Origin of the sequence: Bradyrhizobium vignae, from assembly GCF_900324035.1 — a bacterium.
Classification (GTDB): domain Bacteria; phylum Pseudomonadota; class Alphaproteobacteria; order Rhizobiales; family Xanthobacteraceae; genus Bradyrhizobium; species Bradyrhizobium vignae.
Genome location: NZ_LS398110.1, coordinates 2,453,180 through 2,471,768, shown reverse-complemented (window position 1 = coordinate 2,471,768; position 18,589 = coordinate 2,453,180). Strand labels below are relative to the sequence as shown.

At 65.3% G+C, this 18,589-nt stretch carries 18 protein-coding genes and 1 pseudogene; 13 read left to right on the top strand and 6 right to left on the bottom strand.

All coding sequences use genetic code 11. The features are described 5' to 3' along the window. The first annotated feature begins 8 nt into the window (after nt 1-8). The 7 genes from BRAD3257_RS11995 (at nt 9) to BRAD3257_RS11965 (ending at nt 5,351) form a co-directional block, all read left to right on the top strand. Nucleotides 9-296, top strand: coding sequence for a type II toxin-antitoxin system HicB family antitoxin (locus tag BRAD3257_RS11995; RefSeq protein ID WP_122402003.1), 288 nt, complete (start codon nt 9-11; stop codon nt 294-296). An 88-nt stretch (nt 297-384) separates the two neighbouring features. After that, nucleotides 385-801, top strand: coding sequence for a hypothetical protein (locus BRAD3257_RS11990; protein WP_122402002.1), 417 nt, complete (start codon nt 385-387; stop codon nt 799-801). Next, nucleotides 801-1,469, top strand: coding sequence for an OmpA family protein (locus BRAD3257_RS11985; RefSeq protein ID WP_122402001.1), 669 nt, complete (start codon nt 801-803; stop codon nt 1,467-1,469). Before BRAD3257_RS11990 ends, BRAD3257_RS11985 begins: the two co-directional genes overlap by 1 nt. Nucleotides 1,470-1,639: 170 nt before the next feature. Then, nucleotides 1,640-2,158, top strand: a complete 519-nt coding sequence (locus BRAD3257_RS11980; RefSeq protein WP_162500174.1) for an Mpo1 family 2-hydroxy fatty acid dioxygenase — start codon at nt 1,640-1,642, stop codon at nt 2,156-2,158. A gap of 28 nt (nt 2,159-2,186) precedes the next feature. Next, nucleotides 2,187-3,218: an NAD-dependent epimerase/dehydratase family protein gene (locus BRAD3257_RS11975; RefSeq protein ID WP_122402000.1), complete on the top strand. Its 1,032-nt coding sequence runs from the start codon at nt 2,187-2,189 to the stop codon at nt 3,216-3,218. A gap of 27 nt (nt 3,219-3,245) precedes the next feature. Further along, nucleotides 3,246-3,872, top strand: a complete 627-nt coding sequence (locus BRAD3257_RS11970) for a methyltransferase family protein (RefSeq protein ID WP_028178310.1) — start codon at nt 3,246-3,248, stop codon at nt 3,870-3,872. Nucleotides 3,873-4,046: 174 nt separating this feature from the next. Next, nucleotides 4,047-5,351 (top strand): PQQ-dependent sugar dehydrogenase, encoded by a 1,305-nt coding sequence (locus BRAD3257_RS11965; protein ID WP_122401999.1) that lies wholly within the window; start codon nt 4,047-4,049, stop codon nt 5,349-5,351. A gap of 3 nt (nt 5,352-5,354) precedes the next feature. Here BRAD3257_RS11965 and BRAD3257_RS11960 read toward each other — a convergent pair whose 3' ends face one another. Next, entirely contained in the window at nt 5,355-6,179 is an 825-nt protein-coding gene (locus tag BRAD3257_RS11960) for an aspartate dehydrogenase (protein ID WP_122401998.1), read from the bottom strand. A gap of 36 nt (nt 6,180-6,215) precedes the next feature. Continuing rightward, nucleotides 6,216-7,133: a LysR family transcriptional regulator gene (locus BRAD3257_RS11955; protein ID WP_122401997.1), complete on the bottom strand. Its 918-nt coding sequence runs from the start codon at nt 7,131-7,133 to the stop codon at nt 6,216-6,218. Nucleotides 7,134-7,413: 280 nt separating this feature from the next. On the opposite strand from BRAD3257_RS11955, the gene BRAD3257_RS11950 reads away from it, so the two are divergent. Together BRAD3257_RS11950 and BRAD3257_RS11945 are read left to right on the top strand one after the other, a co-directional pair. Then, complete coding sequence (locus BRAD3257_RS11950; RefSeq protein ID WP_122401996.1) at nt 7,414-8,712, top strand: MFS transporter; 1,299 nt, start codon at nt 7,414-7,416, stop codon at nt 8,710-8,712. A 21-nt stretch (nt 8,713-8,733) separates the two neighbouring features. Then, on the top strand, nt 8,734-9,807 hold the full coding sequence (locus tag BRAD3257_RS11945; RefSeq protein WP_122401995.1) for a tartrate dehydrogenase: 1,074 nt from the start codon (nt 8,734-8,736) through the stop codon (nt 9,805-9,807). Nucleotides 9,808-9,850: 43 nt separating this feature from the next. Here the strand turns inward: BRAD3257_RS11945 and BRAD3257_RS11940 are convergent, their stop codons facing one another. Both BRAD3257_RS11940 and BRAD3257_RS11935 read right to left on the bottom strand, forming a co-directional pair. Next, entirely contained in the window at nt 9,851-10,792 is a 942-nt protein-coding gene (locus tag BRAD3257_RS11940) for a LysM peptidoglycan-binding domain-containing protein (RefSeq protein ID WP_122401994.1), read from the bottom strand. A 101-nt stretch (nt 10,793-10,893) separates the two neighbouring features. Then, complete coding sequence (locus BRAD3257_RS11935) at nt 10,894-11,613, bottom strand: hypothetical protein (protein WP_122401993.1); 720 nt, start codon at nt 11,611-11,613, stop codon at nt 10,894-10,896. Nucleotides 11,614-11,902: 289 nt separating this feature from the next. Between BRAD3257_RS11935 and BRAD3257_RS11930 the strand changes: the two genes are divergently transcribed. Together BRAD3257_RS11930 and BRAD3257_RS11925 are read left to right on the top strand one after the other, a co-directional pair. Continuing rightward, on the top strand, nt 11,903-12,826 hold the full coding sequence (locus BRAD3257_RS11930) for an ABC transporter ATP-binding protein (protein WP_122401992.1): 924 nt from the start codon (nt 11,903-11,905) through the stop codon (nt 12,824-12,826). Continuing rightward, nucleotides 12,823-13,584 carry an ABC transporter permease gene (locus BRAD3257_RS11925; protein WP_122401991.1) on the top strand — a complete coding sequence of 254 codons (762 nt, stop codon included), beginning with the start codon at nt 12,823-12,825 and terminating at the stop codon, nt 13,582-13,584. Before BRAD3257_RS11930 ends, BRAD3257_RS11925 begins: the two co-directional genes overlap by 4 nt. A gap of 47 nt (nt 13,585-13,631) precedes the next feature. On the opposite strand, the gene BRAD3257_RS11920 is transcribed toward BRAD3257_RS11925, so the two are convergent. Then, entirely contained in the window at nt 13,632-13,952 is a 321-nt protein-coding gene (locus tag BRAD3257_RS11920; RefSeq protein WP_122401990.1) for a hypothetical protein, read from the bottom strand. 300 nt (nt 13,953-14,252) lie between these two features. Between BRAD3257_RS11920 and BRAD3257_RS11910 the strand changes: the two are divergent. Both BRAD3257_RS11910 and BRAD3257_RS11905 read left to right on the top strand, forming a co-directional pair. Further along, a pseudogene (locus BRAD3257_RS11910) lies at nt 14,253-15,025 on the top strand (L,D-transpeptidase). A gap of 38 nt (nt 15,026-15,063) precedes the next feature. Next, complete coding sequence (locus BRAD3257_RS11905; protein WP_122401989.1) at nt 15,064-16,059, top strand: glycerophosphodiester phosphodiesterase; 996 nt, start codon at nt 15,064-15,066, stop codon at nt 16,057-16,059. An 83-nt stretch (nt 16,060-16,142) separates the two neighbouring features. Here BRAD3257_RS11905 and BRAD3257_RS11900 read toward each other — a convergent pair whose 3' ends face one another. Further along, nucleotides 16,143-18,422 carry a fused MFS/spermidine synthase gene (locus BRAD3257_RS11900; protein WP_122401988.1) on the bottom strand — a complete coding sequence of 760 codons (2,280 nt, stop codon included), beginning with the start codon at nt 18,420-18,422 and terminating at the stop codon, nt 16,143-16,145. Nucleotides 18,423-18,589: the final 167 nt, after the last annotated feature.

Sequence of the window (18,589 nt, the reverse complement as noted above, 5' to 3'; positions counted from 1 at the left end):
GGCCCGATATGGCTCAGTACGTCGCCATCATCGAGGAAGCAGATCCGGACGCCGTCAGCCTGTGGTTTCCGGACCTGCCCGGCTGCATGTCCGGCGGCGACGATGTCGACGAGGCCCTCGAGAATGCGCCCGAGGCGCTCGCGCTCTATGCGCAGGACCTGATCGAGGACGGCCGCCAGCTTCCTTCGCCGCGGACGCTGGCTGAGCTCGAGGCCGATCCGGAATTGGCCGACGACCTCAGAAACCACACGGCCGTCCTGATCGAATGGCCTCCCGTGAACGAGACCACGGAGTGAGGACTGTTCGCCGCACCTGTCGAACTCTCGACAGTTCTCGCCCGAACGCCCCTTGACCACCGCGAACTTCCCCGTATCAGATAAACCCATGGTCCGGGGCTCCATCACATTGATCGTGCTTGCATTGGTTATGCCGTCGCTTGCGGCGGCGGAGACCATGAGCTTTGGCGATTCGATCGGGAAGCTGGCGACAAGCTGCGGCGCGGAAATCGTCGCCAATTGCCGCGGCGTCAACCCGGATTCGACCCGGCTGAAGGAGTGCCTGTCGCGCAACCGCGACGTACTCTCCCCGCAATGCGCGAGCGACTATCTCGGCGTCTTCGACGCCATCCAGAAGCGCATCGCCGCGCGCGTCACGGTGGCCAATGCCTGCCAGCGCGAGATCGTCAAGGTCTGCGGCGGCTCGACCAAGGAGACCAGCAAGTCGATCCCCTGCCTGGTCTCGACGCCCAAGGGCATCAGCAACAACTGCCTCAAGGCCGTCGACGACGCGGGGTATCGTTGATGCGCGCGAACAGGCTCTTCATTGCCGAAACGATTGTTGCGCTGGGGCTCGCTTTGTTTGCGGGCACCGCCGGCGCACAAACGGAGGCGCCGACCCGCGACGACATCGTCGGCAAGCTGAACCATTTCGAAGAAGCCGCCGAGGTCGATCTGCCCGCGCTGAAGCAGCAGGTGATGGAGCGCGCCAAGACCAGGATCAAGAACGATCCGGGACCGGTGAACCGGCCGCTGATCGCGCCTGATCTCGCCAAGCTGCCGGCCTTCAATGCGCAGATCCAGTTCGACGCCGATACGCCGATCATCCAGCCGGCGTCCTACCGGACCGTCGGCCGCATCGCGGACGCGCTGGTTCACTCCTCGCTGCTGCCCTACACCTTCCTGATCGTCGGCCACGTCGAATCCAATTCAAAGACGCGCGAGGCCAATGCGATCCTGAGCCAGCGCCGGGCCGATGCGATCCGCGACGTCCTGGTGAACACGTTCAAGATCTCGACCAAGCGGCTGCATCCGATCGGTCTCGGTGAGGAGCAATTTCTCGACCGGGCCAAGCCGACATCGGCCGTCAACGGCCAGTTGCAGATCCTGACCTATGCCAAGCTGCCCGAGGAGGCGCCGCGTCCGGCTGCGGCTCCTGCGCCTGCGGCGAAAAAACCCGCCAAGAAGCGCTGAGCGAACGCGATCTCGCAGCTGAGGAACCCCTTGAAGTGCTGACCATTTTGCAGCCTGTCCCCGGCGCGCGAATGCGGTTTCACGCGACAAAAGCGCCGGTTTGTGCACCGCCCGGTCCAGTGCTATAGCCAATGTTCGCCCTTCCCGACCCTGTGCTGCATGAGACCGAAATGGGTGGCTTTTTCCAGCGCCAACTTGCCGTGTATGTCGAGTACCATCGTGATCCCCGGAATACGGCGATGCATGTGGTCGGCATTCTGCTGCTGTTCACCGGCGCCGTACTGCCGCTGACGCTGGTCAAGCTTCCGCTGCTCGGGTTCAACGTCAGCCTGGCTGTGATCCTGGCCTTGCCGGTATTGATCTATTGGCTGCTGCTCGACGCGGCGCTCGGGCTCGGTATTCTGGCCGTCTCCGTCGTGCTGTTTTCGGTTGCGGCGACCATTGCGGCGCAAGTCAGCACCGCGTCGATGTGGGCGATTTTCGCCACGCTGGTGGTGCTCGGCCTCGCCGCGCAGGCCATCGGCCACAAGGTTTTCGAAGGCCGTGAGGCCTCGTTATTCACTTTTCCCTCGCATCTTTTGCTGGGGCCGATGTTCGTGATGGCAAAATTATTCATTGCATTGGGCTTCCGTCGCGACCTTGCCGCGATTCTGGCGCCTCTTCCGGCCAATTCCCTTTCAACCCGATAACTCCAAAAGCGAAACAGCAACCTCCTGCATGGCTCTCGTCCTGGTTACCGGTGGCAGTGGCTTCATCGGACATCACCTCGTAGAAGCGCTCCGCGCCCGTGGGCAGCGGGTCCGTGTTCTCGATGTCCGTGCGCCGACCGCGGCGAACGCGGACGTTGAACACGTCCACGGCTCGGTGCTGGACGGCGCCGCGGTCGACGCTGCGATCGCCGGTGTCGATCAGGTCTATCACCTCGCCGGCCTGCCCGGCATGTGGGTCGCCAACAAGCAGGACTTTCACGACGTGAATTGCCGCGGCACCGAAATCGTGCTCGCGGCGGCAATGAAGCGGGGCGTGTCGCGCTTCCTGCACTGCTCGACCGAATCGATCCTGTTTCCATATTCCGACCTCAAAGGTGTTCCCGCCGAAGAAGCGCTGCAGCCGGCCGACGCGATGCCCGGCGCCTATACGCGATCGAAATCGCTCGCCGAGCACCATGCCGCCAAGGCGGCGGCCGCAGGCTTCCCGCTCGTGATCGGCACGCCGACCATGCCGATCGGCGCCGCGGACCACAATCTGACGCCGCCGACCGCGATGCTCTGGTACTTCCTGCAGAAGAAGGTGCAGCCGCATCTCAACTTCCTGGTCAATCTCGTCGACGTCCGCGACGTCGCCATGGGCCTCGTTCTGACCATGGAACGCGGGCGCCTCGGCCACCGCTACATCCTCGGCGGGGACTGCGTCCCGCTCGGCAACATCCTGCGCATGATGTCGGCGATGAGCGGCCGCCGGCATTTTCCGCTCGTCGTGCCCGGAAAGATCGCCGAGCTCTCCGCCATCATGCTCGAATACATCGCCGATCATGTCACCCGCCGGCCGCCCAACGGCACCGCCGAGGGCGTGCGCATCGCGCTCGCCGCGAGCGACCTCTCGATCGGCAAGGCGCGCACCGAGCTCGGCTATTCGCCGCGCCCGATCGAGCCGGTCCTGCGCGAAACCATCACCCATCTCCTCGCCCGCAACGGCCAGCAGCCCTCCGGCGCCATCGAGCATCCCGCGCTCTCCTCGCGCGCGAGCTGAGCCGCCGCCCAAACGCAAAGAACATTCATGTCCTTCGATTTCAGCAAACTTCTCTCTGTCGCCTGGGGCGGTTGGACCACGACCTGGCCGACGCAACTGCTCGCCTTGATCTGGCTCGCCTGGCTCGCGAGCTGGGTCGGCGCCTCGTTCTGGCAAGGGCGCACGCAGAAGCAGGTGATGACTCTGGAGTCCGGCCGCTATCGCATTCCGATCCTGGTCGGCGGCATCCTGTTCACGCCGTGGACCGCCGAGGTGCTGAACGAAAAGCCGCTCTGGGTGTTCAGCAATACGGCCGTTTACATCACGGCGCTGATCGTGCTCGCCGGCATCTCCTTCACCTGGTGGGGGCGGCTGCATCTCGGCAAGTTCTGGTCGAACACCATCACTCACAAGGAAGACCACCGCGTCATCGACACCGGCCCGTACGGCATCGTCCGTCATCCGATCTACACCGGCCTGATCGCCGGCATGCTGGCCACCGGCATCGCGGTCGGCACGGTGACCGCGATCCTCGGCGCCATCCTGATCTCGCTCGGCATGTGGCAGAAGGGCCGAATGGAAGAGGTGTTCCTGTCGAAGGAGCTCGGCGAAGACGCCTACGGCGCCTATTGCCGCCGCGTCCCGATGATCATTCCGTTCCTGTCGCCGCGGTGAAGGCGTAGCAAGTCGCGCCACTTTCGTGTTCCCGGACGCGCTGCAACGCGTAGCGTTCGTCCCATGCAAATTCGATCGGCCGCCATTCCACGGGAATAGGCCTCGCCGGCATGTCGCACAGGTTGACGTGTGCCCCGTCAGCCAGTTGGATGCGCGCGCAAACAGGGGCTTCTCATGACGTTCTCCAGCATCTTCGCGCAGTTCGTCGCGTTCATCGGCGGCATCGCGCTGCAATGGCGAAAACTGTCGGGCACCGAGCCCGCGCCGGCGTGGGGAGAGCGGCCGGCCATTCCCGAGGCGAAGCCGCAAGGCGCGATCCCGACGCTGAAGATGCCGACCGCGCGCGGCTGGCGCGAGGGCCAGAAGCCGACCGTCGCGTCCGGGCTCAAGGTCAATGCGTTCGCGAGCGGCCTCGACCATCCGCGCTGGATCGAGGTGCTGCCCAATGGCGACGTGCTGATCGCGGAGGCGACGCAGATCGCAGGTCCCCCGCGCACAGTATTTCACTATGCGATGCAGGCGACGATGCGGCGCGCCGCGGCGCTCGGTGTCTCCGCCAATCGCATCACGCTGCTGCGCGACAAGGACGGCGATGGCGTCGCCGAAGTTCGCGGCGCCTTCATGGAGAACCTCAACCAGCCGTTCGGGATGGCGCTGGTCGGCGACACCTTCTATGTCGGCAACACCGATGGCGTGATGGCGTTTCCTTACCTCGCCAATGCCGATCGCATCACCGCGCCCGGCAAGCGGCTCACCACGTTCAAGCCAGGCGGACACTGGACGCGCAGCCTGCTCGCCAGCCCCGACGGCAGGAAGCTCTATGCCGGCGTCGGCTCGCTCAGCAACATCGCCGAAATGGGCATGGAGGTCGAGGAAGGCCGCGCCGCGGTCTATGAGCTCGATCTCGTCGCCGGCACGCATCGCATTTTTGCGGCCGGCCTGCGCAATCCGGTCGGCCTTGCCTGGGAGCCGACGACGGGCGTGCTCTGGACCGTCGTCAACGAACGCGACGGCCTCGGCGACGAGACGCCGCCGGACTATCTCACCTCGGTGCGCGAGGGCGGATTCTATGGCTGGCCCTATTGCTACTGGGGCAAGACCGTCGACGACCGCGTGCCGCAGGATCCGGCGATGGTCGCCAGGGCAATTCAACCGGACTACGCGCTCGGCGGCCACACCGCCTCGCTCGGCCTGTGCTGGATGCCCGCAGGCACCCTGCCCGGCTTCCCCGACGGCATGGTGATCGGCCAGCACGGCTCGTGGAATCGCAGCAAGCTGTCCGGCTACAAGCTGGTGTTCATTCCGTTCGAGAACGGCAAGCCGTCCGGCCCCTCGCGCGACATCCTGTCGGGCTTCCTGTCCCCGGACGAGAAGGAATCCTACGGCCGCCCGGTCGGGGTCGTGATCGGCCCCGACAAGAAGTCGCTGCTGATGGCCGACGACGTCGGCAACGTGATCTGGCGCGTGACGGGGGCGTAAGAGCTACGTCCCCACGCACAACGTGGCACGCTGCTTGCGGAGCAGCGCGATCACAGAGAGTGCGGTGATCAGTCCGGTCTTGGGATTCTCGGACGGGATGTTCTCGATGCCCATCGAGAACCGCGCCGAATCCGCCTCGACCTCGATGCGATGAACGTTGCGCGTCACGGTCGGGTCGGCCCAAACCTGGATCCGGGTGCGATCGGGCCCGATCCCCGCCAGCGACAGCGCAACGGCGACATTGACGTTCGCCGGAAAGCCCTTCGCCGCTTCGCGCGCGCTGCCCTCGAACAGCTTGAGCGGCTCGCGCAGATTATCGATGTCGATGTTGTTCTGGACGATGAAGGGGGCGCCCTTCAGCCCGTCGATCGGCTTGCGCGTGACCATCTTCACCGAATGGATGGTGCCGATGGCGGCGGCGTTGACGGCGTCGAGGCCTATCAGCGCGCCGGTCGGCACGAGAATGCGGCCGCCATTGGCGCGGGCGAGATCGACCAGATCGAAATTGTCGAGCAGGCCGCCGACGCTGACGACGACCGCCGACTTGCCCCGCTTCACCGCGGGCTCGACGATGGAGCGCAGATGCTGGCTCGGAGCGCATTCGACCACGATGTCGGCGGCTTCGCCGAGTTGGTCGATCGGCAGGATTTGTGGCGAACGGCGCAGGCCGTTCATGAAGGCCTGATGCCTTGCGGGGTCGCGCACTGCGACGGCCGACAGCGCGAGCCCTTCGATGCCTTGGTCGAGCGCCGTCGCGATCTTGGTGCCGATCGAGCCCAGCCCTGCAATGGCCACCCGCAATCCATTCGACGCATTCTGTTCATTCATCGCATCCACCTTCTCTCCAGCTTAGGTCATAGCCGCTCACGCCTCTCGCGCATAGCTGCGCAGATGCACCTCGAGTACCGCCAGCATGGCGTCACGGGCCGGATCGCGCGAGGCGCGCAGCCACGCGGCGGCGAGTGGCAGGCGGCCGACGGGGCCGCTCTGCTTCGGCCGAAGCGGCACGAAGCGCACGCCCGAGACCGCCATCCGCGCGGTCCAGCGCGGCACGATCGCGACGCCGAGCTTCGTTGCCACGAGGTTGATGATGGTCTGCTTCTCGTCGGCGACCTGCACGATGCGCGGCGTCAGGCCGGCCTGCTCGAACAGTTTGATGGTGAGGTCGTGGCTGTGCGGCCGCGAGCGGCGGTCCGGCACCAGCAGCGCCTCTTCGGCGATGTCGGCCAGTGTGATCGATTTTCGTCCGGCCAGCGCATGCCGCTGCGGGAACGCCACGATGGCGCTCTCCTGCAGCAGGTCGCGGAATTCAAGCCGCTTGTCCCGCCGGTCAGGCGGACGGACGAAGGCGAGATCGAGCGCGCCGGTCAGAATCTTCGGCAGCAGCCGGACGGTCTTGTCTTCGAGCAGCTGCACCGCAATCTCGGGATGCCTGACACGGAAATCGCGCAAGAGCGGCGGCAGCAATCCCGCCGCCGCGCTGTCGATGGCACCGACCCGCAACCGCCGCGCGGCCCCCGCGCGCGAGCGGTTGCGCAAGTTGCTCTCGACCGCCTCGACCTTGGTGAGGATGGCGCGGGCATCGCGCAGCAGCGTCGCGCCGTCCTCGGTGAGCGACACCGCGCGCGTGGTCCGCGCAAACAGCCGCGTCCCCAGATCCTCCTCCAGCAGCCGGATCTGCCGGCCGAGCGCGGAGGGCAGCATCTGGAGCTGCTGCGCCGCGCGGCCGAAATGCAATTGCTCGGCCGCCGCCACGAAGCATCGGAGTTGGTGCAATTCCATCTGCCGTCCTCATCGTCATGCCCGGGCTGGTCCCGCCTGCGCGGCCGAAGCCGCTTCGGCGAGGCGAAGGCCCGGGCATCCACGTTCTCCTGCCGCGGCGCAAGGCGTGGATGGCCGGGTCAAGCCCGGCCATGACGTCGTGGCGGCCTTTCGAGGATTATATCATTTTTTTGTATAAACCAGCGCCAATTGAGTATGCCTCTTCCGCCCGCCTAGGCTCATTGCCGGCGTGGACCTCTCACGGTCCGCCACACGACAACAAGGCAACCGGGAGGCCAGGGTGGCAAGCGAGATTCAGACGCGCGTGCTGCGCAAGATCACCTTGCGCATCGTTCCCTTCATCATGCTGCTGTACTTCGTCGCCTTCATCGACCGCGTCAATATCGGCTTTGCCTCGCTGACGATGAACAGGGACGTCGGCCTGTCGCCCACGGTCTACGGCTTTGGCGCCGGCATCTTCTTCTGGGGCTATTTCCTGTTCGAGGTGCCCTCCAACATCATCCTGCACAGGATCGGCGCGCGGATCTGGATCGCGCGGGTGATGATCACCTGGGGCCTGGTCTCGGCCGCGATGGCGTTCGTGCAGGGGCCGACCAGCTTCTACATCCTGCGCTTCCTGCTCGGCGTCGCCGAGGCCGGCTTCTTTCCCGGCATCATCCTCTATCTCTCCTACTGGTTCCCGGCACGGCAACGCGCGGCGGTGACGGCGCTGTTCATGGCGGCCGCGCCGCTCTCGACCGTGCTGGGCTCACCGATCTCCGGCGCGCTGCTGGAGATGGACGGGCTGCTAGGCATCAAGGGCTGGCAATGGTTGTTCGTGCTGGAGGCGCTGCCGGCCGTGCTGCTCGGCTTCGTCGTGCTCGGCTTCCTCACCGATCGCCCGGAGAAAGCGAAATGGCTCAGTGATCCCGAGCGGCGCTGGCTGGTCGAGACCATGAACGTGGAAACCACCAGCAAGGCTGCCAGCGCCAGCCACAGCATCTGGCGCGGCCTTGCCGATCCGCGCGTACTGGCACTGTCGCTGATCTATTTCGGTACCTCGGCCGGCCTCTACACGCTCGGCGTCTGGGCGCCGCAGATCATCAAGCAGTTCGGCCTGTCCTCGCTCCAGGTCGGCTTCCTCAATGCGCTGCCGGCAACCGCCGCGGTCATCGCTATGATCCTGTGGGCGCGGCATTCGGACCGTACCGGCGAGCGCACCTGGCACGTCGTCTGGGCCTGCCTGATCGCCGCTTTGGGCCTCGCCTATGCCGGCCTCGCGGCTGGCGTGATCGCGGTGCTGGTCGCGCTGACGCTCGTGAACATCGGCATCTCCTCGGCAAAACCGCCGCTGTGGAGCATGCCGACGCTGTTCCTGTCCGGCCCTGCGGCTGCAGCGGGCATCGCCACCATCAACTCGATCGGCAATCTCGGCGGCTTCGCTGGTCTCGCCATGATCGGCTGGATCAAGGACCAGACCGGCAGCTTCGTCGGCGGGCTCTATTTCGTCGCCGGCCTGCTCGTTCTCTCGGCGGTCCTGACCCTGCTATTGTCGCGCGCGAAAACCGCGCCCATCGAACCCGTCCCGCAATCTCGCTGACTTCTCAAACGGAGCCTTCCCATGCGTACCCATTCGATCGCAGCCATTCCCGCCGACGGCATCGGCCCCGAGGTCATCTCGGCCGGAATCCGCGTGCTGGAGGCTCTCGCAAAACGCAGCGGCGACCTCGCCTTCGACGTGAAAACGTTCGACTGGGGCTCGGACTATTATAAGAAGCACGGCGTGATGATGCCGGCCGACGGCCTCAGCGAATTGAAGAAGTTCGACGCGATCTATTTCGGCGCGGTCGGCGCACCTGACGTGCCCGACCACATCACGCTGTGGGGGCTGCGCCTGCCGATCTGCCAGGGCTTTGACCAATACGCCAATGTGCGGCCGACCAAGATTTTGCCGGGCGTCGCCTCACCGCTGCGCAATGTCGGCGTCGGCGATCTCGACTGGGTGATCGTGCGCGAGAATTCGGAGGGCGAATATGCCGGCATGGGCGGCCGCGCCCACAAGGGCCTGCCGGAAGAGGTCGGCACCGAGGTTGCCGTGTTCACACGCGTCGGCGTCACGCGAATCATGCGCTATGCATTCCAGCTCGCGCAGTCGCGTCCACGCAAGCTACTGACCGTCGTGACCAAGTCGAATGCGCAGCGCCACGGCATGGTGATGTGGGACGAGATTGCCGCGGAAGTCGCGACCGAATTCCCCGACGTCACCTGGGACAAGATGCTGGTCGACGCCATGACGGTGCGCATGACGCTGCAGCCGAAGAGCCTCGACACCATCGTCGCGACCAACCTCCATGCCGACATCCTCTCGGATCTTGCCGGTGCGCTGGCGGGAAGCCTCGGCGTCGCGCCGACCGGCAACATCGATCCGCAGCGGCGCTTTCCCTCGATGTTCGAGCCGATTCACGGCTCCGCCTTCGACATCACCGGCAAGGGCATCGCCAATCCGGTCGCGACGTTCTGGACCGGTGTGCAGATGCTCGAGCATCTCGGTGAGAAGGATGCGGCGAGCCGGTTGATGGCGGCCGTCGAGCGCGTCTGCGCGGCCGGCGTGCTGACGCCGGATGTCGGCGGCAAGGCGACCACGAAGGAAGTGACGGACGCCGTGATCGACGCGATCCAGGGGTCGAATGTGTAGCTCTCTTCCACTCCCCGCACGCGGGGAGAGGCGAAGAATGTCCCTATCTCCGCCCCGCCGGAGCCGGCGGCGGCACCGCCATCGCGGCGGCCGGCTCGGGCGGTGTCAGATGGCGGGGGACGATGATGGTCTGGCCCGGGGTGAGCTGCGCGTTCTCGGGCAGCGAATTGCTCTGCGCGAGCGTCCACAGCGGCACGCGGTTGGCTGCAGCGATGCTCTCCATGGTGTCGCCGCGGCGCACCGGCACCCGCACGCCGCTGTCCCACAATTCGACCAGCGTATCCGCGGGCACGAGATAGCGCAGCGGCACGGCATCGGCCTGGGTCTGCGGCGGAATGCGCGGGAGCTGCGTCACCATCTCGACGATCTGGCGGTGGATGTCGTCGGACTTCTCGATGTTGATGTGGCTGACGCGCGCGTTTTCCTTGAGGTCATAGCTGGCATAGTGGCCGCGAAAGCCGGGCACGGCCACGACGTCGCCGCCGCCGAGCACGCTGTCGGACAGGAAGATGTTGATGAAGCGCTCGACGTTGAGCGGCACGTCGCCGGTCGCATGCGCGGGATCGATGGCGATGACGAGGCTGATCGGGATGTTCTCCTTGGCCGCCATCTCCGAGATGACGATCGAGCACAGCCCGCCCATGGAGTGGCCGATCAGCACGATCGGCGCCGCCTTCTCCTTGTAGCCGGCGACGACGCGGTTGCCGATCAGCCGGCACAGGGTGAATTCATAGACGTCGGCCGAGAAGCCGGCCTGCGTCAGCTTCTCGCTGAGCCGATCCATGCCGGTCGAGAAGATCGGGCCCATGGCGCCGCGAAACAGGTAGATTTTCGGCGGCGGCAAAGGCTCGAACGGCGGAGGCGGCGGCGCGGCGGGGACGGCCACGGCGGTCTTGGACTTGGCCGGAGAAGCAGCGGCCATGCCGCCGCTCAAGGCAAGCAGCACGACTGCTGCCAGCGCGACTAGTCGCCTTGAATCAGCCATCAGTCGAGAAGTCCCACCACCGGAGACGATTGCCTCCCCTGCGGTACTTCATGACCGCAAAATTGGCGGATTTTGCGGCGCCGAAGTCTTGTCGTGCGAGACTAGTTCCTCGCCGGCGCAGCGGCCGCCGCCGACCGGGCCTGCCGCGGGGCGCCGGGTTCGGCGACGGGAGCAGCCGGGGCGCGCGAGCGCATGATCGCGGCGTCGATCTCGGCGATGACGCGGCGCTGGATCGCCTCGTTCTTGTCGATCGAGATATGGCCAACGCCGGTGCCGCGGACGTCGACATTGTCGAGCTTGCCGCGGAAACCCGCTGCAGCCCGCACCGGCTCGCCCGGACCGTCGCCGATATAGATGTTGATGTAGCGCTCGGCGCCGCTCGAGAGCTTGGTCTTGAAGACGGAATCGAGGCCGATCGCGAGCTTCACGGGCACGCCGAGCTGGTTGAGCTTGGCGATCATGTCCGGCAGCGCGGTCGCACCCGAGGAATGGCCGACCAGGATAATCGTCTTGAGCCGGCCGGCCTTGTAGGCAGCTGCCGCTTCATCGGCGAGCGAGGACCAGGAAACGAAGTTGGCGACGGTCACCGGGATGCCCTGCGCCTGAAGCCGCGCGCCGATCGTGTCGAGCCCGAGCGAGAAGATGTTGAGCACGCCACGGAGCAGGTAGACATGCGTGGTCGCCACCGCGGCCTGGCTCGGCGCGGCCTTGGCGGTGGTCGGGCTGATGGCAACAGCTGACAGCAGGAGCAGGCCTACCGCCCAAACACGGAGGGCGGACAACTGGCTGGCGCCGACGGTGTGACGGCCGTTCGGTCTCATCGGTGTTTTCCTTGGAGAGGATACGCTTTGCGATAGGCCGGAATCGTAGCCATGGCCTGCTCGCAGACGCAACAAAGAGCCGCGTGAGCGACAATCTTAGCGGCAGCCCGTGGCGGTTGCGCAACACTTGCCCGAAACCCGCCACTCAACGGCCCGTTTTGAGACCATTTTTCTCCGGCCAATTGCGACGCGGCAAGGACATTCCTATCTCAGGGCTCCGCTGACCGGCCCTTCCCGGCAGGTTCCAGCCTCCCCTCCCCAGCCTTTGCTTCTTAGCCTTGCGGCCATCATGTCCTCCATCATCTCCGTCGCCAATCTGTCGAAGACCTACGGGTCCGGCTTCAAGGCGCTCAAGAACGTCAATCTCGATATCAAGCGCGGCGAAATCTTCGCGCTGCTTGGCCCGAACGGCGCGGGCAAGACCACGCTGATCTCCATCATCTGCGGCATCGCCAATCCCAGCGAAGGCAAGGTTCTGGTCGGCGGCGAGGACATCCAGGCCTCCTACCGCAAGGCGCGCTCGCTGATCGGCCTCGTGCCGCAGGAATTGCACACCGACGCTTTCGAAAGCGTGTGGGCGACCGTGAGCTTCTCCCGCGGCCTGTTCGGTAAGCCGAAGAACCCCGCGCATATCGAGAAGGTGCTGAAAGACCTCTCGCTGTGGGACAAGAAGGACAACAAGATCATCACGCTGTCCGGCGGCATGAAGCGCCGCGTGATGATCGCCAAAGCACTGTCGCACGAACCGCAAATCCTGTTCCTGGACGAGCCGACCGCCGGCGTCGACGTCGAGCTGCGCAAGGGCATGTGGGAGGTGGTGCGCGGCCTGCAGCAATCCGGGGTCACCATCATCCTCACCACGCACTACATCGAGGAAGCCGAGGAGATGGCCGATCGCATCGGCGTCATCAACAAGGGCGAAATCGTACTGGTCGAGGACAAGACGACCTTGATGCAGAAGCTCGGCAAGAAGCGGCTGACGCTGCACCTGCAGAACAAGATCTCGTCGCTGCCGGAGAGCCTCGCACACTACGAGCTCGACCTCTGCGATTCCGGCGCGACGCTGGTCTACGACTACGACACCAAGGGCGAGCGCACCGGCATCACCAGCCTGCTCAGCGACTTGCGCAACGCCGGCATCCGCTTCAACGATCTCGACACGACGCAGTCGTCGCTCGAGGACATCTTCGTCGACCTCGTGAGGACGTCATGAATCACCGCGCCATCCGCGCCATCTATCTGTTCGAAATGGCGCGCACCTGGCGCACGCTGCTGCAAAGCATCGTCTCGCCTGTGGTCTCCACCTCGCTCTATTTCGTGGTGTTCGGCGCCGCGATCGGCTCGCGCATCAGCCAGGTCGAGGGCGTCAGCTACGGCACCTTCATCGTGCCGGGCCTGATCATGCTCTCGGTGCTGACGCAGAGCATCGCCAACGCCTCGTTCGGCATCTACTTCCCGAAATTCACCGGCACGATCTACGAGATCCTGTCGGCACCGATCTCCTATTTCGAGATCGTGCTCGGCTATGTCGGCGCGGCCGCGACCAAGTCGATCATCTTGGGCCTGATCATCCTGGCGACGGCCGGGCTGTTCGTGCCGCTGCACATCCATCATCCGGTCTGGATGCTGACCTTCCTGGTGCTGACGGCGGTGACGTTCAGCCTGTTCGGTTTCATCATCGGCATCTGGGCCGACGGATTCGAGAAGCTGCAGATGATCCCGATGCTGGTGGTGACGCCGCTGACCTTCCTCGGCGGAAGCTTCTATTCCATCGACATGCTGCCGACGGGCTGGCGCACGGTCGCGCTGCTCAATCCGGTCGTCTATCTGGTCTCGGGCTTCCGGTGGAGCTTCTACGAGATCGCCGACGTCAGCGTCTCCGTCAGCGTCGGCATGACGCTGGCGTTCCTGGTGATCTGCCTGATCGTGATCTGGTGGATTTTCCGCACGGGGTATCGGCTGAAGAATTGACCCGCGTAGCCCGGATAGAGCTCCGCGTAATCCGGGCTACGAGGTCGTCACCGGTAACAGTGGAAGCGATGGTAGCCGTCATAATAGCCACGGCAGTGGCGATAGTGACGGTGCGGAATGCCGAACACGCCCTCCACCGCACCCACGGCGCCGCCGACACCGGCGCCGACGGCGCCACCCACCACGCCCCCCACGGGACCGGCAATCCGGTTGCCCTCATAGGATCCTTCCTGGGCACCGCGCACGATGCCCTGCGCGTGACCGGCTTGCGGCAAGCACGATAGCGCGAGAAGGGCGGCAGCTGCGAACAGCATGCGGACGGGGAAGCCGGCCGGCAGGACGGCGGCGTTGACACGGGCTTTGTTCATCTTCAGTCCAATGGCAAAAGCGGCGGCGAAAGCCGCCAATCGGCAGGTCATTGTCAACGCACCGGGCGGCCAAATGGTTGCGCCTTTGTGACGAATTGTCGGCGATGTGAACGCATGTCCGCTCTCGAAAATGTCAGCATCGCAGCTGGCGGCGCGGCACAAAGCGGCCTTGCTTACGTCGGACATCACGTTAACGATGGCGGGCAGGCCGCTGGAACGAAAGCCGGATTGCAGGCATATTGCACGCCGGGGACGGAGAGCCGCGGCGCTAGCGTGAACAGGCCGGAGGCCAAGAGTCAGATGCGTTCATTTTTTATCGCTTTCACTTCCCTGATGCTTTTGAGCGCGGGCACCGCGCAGGCCAAGGTCGAGATCACCATCGACAAGGACAATCAGCAGATGACCGTCGCCGTGGACGGCGTGGCGCGCTATCACTGGCCGGTATCGACCGGCATCCCCTCGCGCGAAACGCCGAACGGTGCCTTCCGCGCCTTCCGCATGGAGGAGGATCATTTCTCCAGGGAATTCGACGACGCGCCGATGCCGCATTCGATCTTCTTCACCAAGGTCGGGCACGCCATCCACGGCACGGATTCGGTCAGCCGTCTCGGCACGCCCGCCTCCCATGGCTGCGTGCGGCTGTCGCGGCAGAACGCCTCGACGCTCTATGCCCTGGTGCAGCAGCAGGGCGTGCTCAACACCACGGTGACGCTGACCGGCTCGGCGCAGGTGGCGCTGGCGCGCAATCCGCGCGGCCGGAATGCCGTGGCCCGCGCACCGCAACCGGCCGAAGAGCAATACGCGACCACGGGCGATCCCGTGAACCTGGCGCCGCCGGCGCAGCCCGCGCGCCGCTACATGCCGCAGGACGACAACTACATCTATCCGGCCGACGGCAGCGACACCGGCGCCCGCTATCCCGCGCCGCGCTCGGCAAGCCGCCCGCTTTATGACGCGCAGTCTATCAGCAGCAGCCGCAGCCATATTACAATCAAGGCTACGGCCAGCAGGGCTACTATCAGCCGCAGCCGCGGCAATATTATCAGCCGCGCGGCTATTACTATCAGAACTGACGCGACTGCCATCAACCGCCCTCGCCGGCCGAGGCACCATGCCGTCACGTGCCACGATCATTCCGACTGTGCTCTGGATTCTGATAGCGGGACCGGCCATGGGAGCTGATGTGGCCTTCGACCTCGAGGCGCATCGCGGCGGGCGGGCGCTGTTGCCGGAAAACACCCTGCCCGCCTTCGCCAACGCGCTGTCGATGGGCGTCGACACGCTGGAGCTCGACGTCGGCGTCACTGCCGACGGCGAAATCGTCATCTCGCATGAGCGCGGGCTCAATCCGGATCTCGCACGCAGCTCCGATGGAGCCTACATCAGTCCGCCCGGCACGCCTTTCGTAAGACTGCGGCTCGACGAGGTCAGGACCTATGACGTCGGCCAGATCCGGCCGGACAGCGCCTATGCGAAACAATTCCCCGACCAGCGTGCGGTGCCGGGAACGCGCATTCCCACCCTGCGCGAGCTGTTCTTGCTGGTGCGCAAGTCCGGCAACACGCAGGTCCGCTTCAACATCGAGACCAAGATCGATCCGAACCATCCGGACGAAGCGCCAGATCCGGCGGCCTTCGTCGCAAAGCTGCTCGGGGTGATCGAGACCGAAGGATTTTCCGATCGCGTGATGGTCCAGTCGTTCGACTGGAGGACCCTGCAGCTCGTCCAGCGGCAGGCGCCCACGATTCCAACCGTGTACCTGACGCTCCAGCGCGGCACGGGCCAGACGGTGGCGCTCGACAAGGCGACGAACTGGACGGCCGGCTTCAATCCGGCCGATCACGGCGGCTCGCTGCCACGGACGATCAAGGCTGCGGGCGGCGCGATCTGGTCGCCCTATTTCGGCGATGTGACCGCCGCGCTCGTCTCGGAAGCTCACGCGCTCGGGCTGCGCGTCGTGGTCTGGACGGTGAACAAGCGAGACGACATGGCGCGCATGATCGAGCTCGGCGTCGATGGGATCATCTCGGACAGGCCGGACCTGCTGCGGCAGGTTGCCGGCGAGAGGGGAATCCCATTGCCGGCGGGGACGCCGGTGGCGCCTTAGAACCGGTCTCGTGTCCCGGGCGCGGCGCGGCATGAAATGACGCGACGAAGAGCGGGGGCACGAGATCACTCGAGCCGCGAGCTCTACTCCCCATCCCTTAAACGCCGATACAGCGCGCCCAGGATGTTCGAATAGTCGTCGGTCCAGACCCGCACCCTGTCATCGGCTTCGGTCTGCTCCCATTGCTTGGAGGACGCGAGCCTGCCGATGTCGGCCTCCTCCCGGGCGGAGATGACGACGTCGGTCGAGAAGATGTAGTCGGAATCGCGGCCCGAATCCTCGTTGAAGACCCAGCTCTTGAGATCGTTGGCGTCGGCAATGCCGACCACGACGGTCTCGAGATCCAGATGCCGGTTGGAGACGTGCATCACCACGGCGCCGTGCGGCGCGAGCTTGTCCTTGTAGATCTTCATCGCCTCTTCGGTCGCAAGATGGATCGGAATCGCATCGGACGAATAGGCATCGACGATGATGAGATCATAGGCGCCATCGGGCTCCTTGGCGAAGGTGAGGCGCGCATCGCCGATCACGGGCTTCATGTCCGGCATGCAGCTCGATATGTAGCGGAAATTCCTGGGGTCACGCGCGGCGTCGACCATGGACTGGTCGATCTCGAAGAAAGTCCAGCTCTCCCCTCGCTCGGCAGCGCAGGCGAGCGTGCCCGAGCCAACCCCGATCGCGGCGACCTTGAGCGGCGCGCCCTTGCGCTCGCGGATCGCGCTGACGGCCTGACCGATGCCACCGTCCCGATGATAGTAGGTGATCGGCTCGGGCCGGCCGATGACCGGCGTGCCGTCATCGTTGCGAAAGCGCTCGGCGCCATGAATGGTGGTGCCGTGCATGAGCACGTGGAAATAGCCGCCCGGCGTCACCACGATCTTGTGCACGCCGAAGAAGCTGCGCACCGTCGTGACGCGGCCCTCGTCTGCGGGATAAACCCGGATCAACGCCAGCGCGAGCGCGACGGTGGCAAAGATCTTCCAGCGACCGGCATTGAGGATCAGCGCGAGCAGCGCGGCGAGCACGCCGACGGCGCCGGCGACCCAGACGCGATGATCCCCGAACCAGGTCGAGAGGTCGCCCGTGGTGTACGACGGCGCGACGAGCGCTACCGCGAGCGCGGCGAGCGCCAACCAGTACCATCTCACAATGCCCGCCAGCCGCTCGGTCGCAGGCGGACGGCACAGCGCGGCGAGCGCGATCAGGATCGGATATTCGGCGATCCATGTGAACGTGAAAGGCGCAACGAGCCCAGCGAACAGGCCGCCGACCATGCCGCCGAACGACAGCGCCACATAAAACCCGGTGAGATATCTGGCCGCCGGCCGCGTCCGCGCCAATTCGCCGTGACAGGCCATGGCAATGACGAAGAAGCACAATTGATGTCCGCCGAGCGTCAGCAGCAGGTTCTGCTCTCCGCCAAAGGCCAGCAGGACGACGACGCCTGCGATCGCGACCGGCTGGAGCATCAGCATCCATTTGTGCGGCAATAACGGCCGCGACTGGAACACCACGACCCAGGTCAAAAGGTACAGCGAGAGCGGCAGCACCCACAGCAGCGGCGCCGCCGCGACGTCGGTCGAAATGTGCGCGGTGACGGCGATGAGCAGGCCCGACGGCACTGCGGCGAGGAATATCCAGCGCAGCCGCGTCAAGAGGCCGGGCGCGGGCGCATTCACGTCCTCCGCCAGCGCGTTGGCCACCGCCAACTTGGGCGAACGCAGCAACAGCGCGCCGCAGGCGCCGATGAGAAGGATCAACAGGCCATAGCCGCCGGTCCAGAACCGGTTCTGCATCTGCAGCGTGAACATCGGCTCCAGCACGAACGGATAGGACAGCAGCGCGAGGAAGCTACCGATGTTCGATGAGGCATAGAGGAAATAGGGATCGTGGGCCGCGGGATGGCCGGTGCGGACGAACCAGGCCTGCAGCAGCGGATTGTTGGCCGCGAGCGCGAAGAACGGCAGCCCGATCGAGACCGCGAACAGGCCGAGCAGCCAGAACGCATAGCCCGAAGCGGGCGGCTCGCCATAGGCGGAGGCGATGCCGAGCGGCAGCGTGGCGAAGGCCGCGATCAGCAGCACCAGATGCACCGCCACCGGAACGATGCGGTTCCTCACCTGCATCAGCAGATGTGCATAGGCGTAGCCGGCGAGCAACAGCGACTGGAAGAACACCATGGCCACCGACCACACCGCAGGCGAGCCGCCGAGCCGCGGCAGCACCATCTTCGTGAACAGCGGCTGCACCGAGAACAGCAGCAGCGCGCTGACGAAGATCGCGGCGGTGTAGACCGCCAGCAGCAGCCGGTTGCGCGAAGGAGACGACTGCTCCGTGGCCGCGGGTTGCACGATCGAATCCATGGGAGCTCCGGCTCAAAACCCGGCGGGCGCCGGACGCGCGCAATGGAGCACAAGGCGCCTGAACGGGCAACAAAGGGTGTCGTGATGTTGCAGCGGGAAATGCTTGATGTAGAGATGTCGTTCCGGGGCGCCTCGAAGAGGCGAACACGGAACCTCGAGATTCTCCG